Here is a 2,320-nt window from a genome sequence, read left to right on the forward strand (position 1 = left end):
TACCAGTTTATTCCATTGAAGCCGCAATTGTATGAAGCACATCTTAATTATCATTGACAATAGGGTCTACTTTGGCACCTTTGCGGCGGGAATTTTCCTGCAGATAGGCTTCACTCTCCTCTCGAATCGTAGAAGATAATCGACTGTAATACAGAAAGCTGAATATTGTAATCAGAATACATATAACAAAAAAAATCAAAAATATCCGACGATAGATCCCCAGACTGGTAAAACTGATAAACGGACTTTTCTTTTCCTTCCGGCCCATTATGCTTCCTCCCACGCTCATTACGCAAATTTATAGTCTCATTATATCACAATTTCTGAATCTGTCGATATGTGTAATGTGAATATATAATCTATTCGCACAAATCACTGACCGGAAATCGCTCAAAAGCTTTCTTAGGATGATTTTCCGGCAGAATAACAAGCAATTTATCCTGCTTTATAAATATCGTTTCAAGCTCTGCATGATTTAAGAAAACCGGATTCTTTGTGCAGCATTTGGAATACCGCCATATATCTTTTCCCATTTTCCCTGATTGCACACTTCGTATTGTTCAAAGGCACAGGGCAGTCCATTTGCCGCAGAAATGTCTGCACTGTCCATTAGTTGAAAATGCAGATGGGGGAACATGGAGTTCCCGGTATGACCAATACACCCCAAAATATCTCCTTTTTTCACGGCTTGTCCCACCGACACTTTGACAGAACCAGGCTTAAGATGGCAAAACGCTGCATAGATACCATCGCTATGCTTCATGATTATGAAATTACCGGTTAAATTCCTTACATCATCTCTGTCAGGATCAAATCTGCTGTTTGCACCGGCACGTCTAAAATCGGAAAGCAATCTTGCTTTTTCTCGTTCCTTACAATGATCTTCTATTTCTATAACAGTTCCGGCACAGGGCGCATAGATTTCTTTTCCATAACAGTAACAACGGTTCACAGATACACCCGCCAGAAGATAGGATAAGGGACTGACACTGTAACAGGGGCTGCCCTTTCGCTTCCAGTCCAACTGAAGAAAGTCATAGGCATATCGCGTTCCCAACAAATTCGTGCCGTGGCTTGGAATGCGTGTACCAGGCGTATTAGGAACAGCCCATTCTCCCCTTAGGGGAAATTGAACAACCACTGGGGCTTTGAATTTTTCCATCGGCACCTCCATAAATTATCGTTTTTAATGCTGGTAGTACTTCATTTTAGTTTCTAATTATCGTTACTTTTCAATTCTATAAAATATCTTTCTAAGTTGTGTCAATAAATCATTCAATGCCTTTTCCATAGATTGATAGTCCAGTCGGGAATATTTGGTATTTCTGATGCTTTCTAACATTTGATTGGAAAAACCCACACAGGACCACAGAATGATCTGTTTGCATTTTTCAATATCTAATTCCTCTCTGAATCCGGACGTATCTATAGCGTCAAATATCGCCGGATAACATTCTGCATACTTCCTACTGTTTCTTTTCTCTAATTCGCTGTTGATATATTCAGATTGAGTTCCTGCCGATAGTTTATTGAACTCAAAGACCCAGGGAAATTCCTTTAACAGTTTAATTTGAAGCAGTAAGGATTGGTGGAGTCTGTTAAAAATATCTGATTCACCATAATCGATTAACTGATAATATTCTTTATTTAACAACTCGGCAAAATAGTCGTAAACATATAAGAACAAGTCTTGTTTACTGCCTATGTAATGAAACATCAAAGGTTTTGATATTCCCGCCTCCTTTGCAATTACATTTGTGGATGCATTGTCATATCCCCTTAATGCAAATTCTTTTAGTGCCGCATTTAGAATGGCATTGCGTCGGTTGGTATCTAAATCATAAATTTTTGTTGCCATGTATTTCTCCTTGCCAGTTGTATTTTAGGTTGCTTTCTAACGACTGTAAGTCTCACTTGGTGGGCATAAGATAATTATTGACCTATCAGGTTAATGCCATTATACATCTATTTACCTAATAGGTCAATAGTCTGTACTATCAATCATAGAATATCTTGAAAATAAAGGAGAATTTCTTCTTTTTTCTTATTTCTTCAGTCTCTTTTTCTTCTTCTACAAGTTGATGAACCTGCGCTTTACCTGTTCCCGAAAGAGCTTCCAGCATCTTAACTATCTCATTTTGGTTTATGGAACCTGAGCCCAAGGACAGACTCACCATTAATATGAGAAATAATTTATATAATTTTTCTTTCATTCATTTTCCTCCAATTCAATCTCTTCTTTTCACTCATAATAGGTATGCGGTGTACACCCGCTGCCCAATTTGCATACAAAAAGAAAGCCATTTAGCAATGACTTAAA

The 2,320-nt window shown here is 38.0% G+C and carries 4 protein-coding genes; all 4 read right to left on the reverse strand.

Going from position 1 to position 2,320, the window contains the following annotated elements; translation table 11 throughout:
- Positions 1-43: 43 nt before the first annotated feature.
- Complete coding sequence (locus ACH2DQ_RS01575; protein WP_395025239.1) at positions 44-268, reverse strand: hypothetical protein; 225 nt, start codon at positions 266-268, stop codon at positions 44-46.
- A gap of 207 nt (positions 269-475) precedes the next feature.
- A complete protein-coding gene (locus ACH2DQ_RS01580; protein WP_395025241.1) occupies positions 476-1,162 on the reverse strand; it encodes a M23 family metallopeptidase in 687 nt (228 codons plus the stop codon).
- A 63-nt stretch (positions 1,163-1,225) separates the two neighbouring features.
- Entirely contained in the window at positions 1,226-1,858 is a 633-nt protein-coding gene (locus ACH2DQ_RS01585) for a TetR/AcrR family transcriptional regulator (RefSeq protein ID WP_394912661.1), read from the reverse strand.
- 139 nt (positions 1,859-1,997) lie between these two features.
- Positions 1,998-2,213 (reverse strand): hypothetical protein, encoded by a 216-nt coding sequence (locus tag ACH2DQ_RS01590; RefSeq protein WP_394912660.1) that lies wholly within the window; start codon positions 2,211-2,213, stop codon positions 1,998-2,000.
- Between the last annotated feature and the right edge of the window lie 107 nt (positions 2,214-2,320).

The sequence above is a fragment of the Robinsoniella sp. genome, assembly GCF_034124845.1.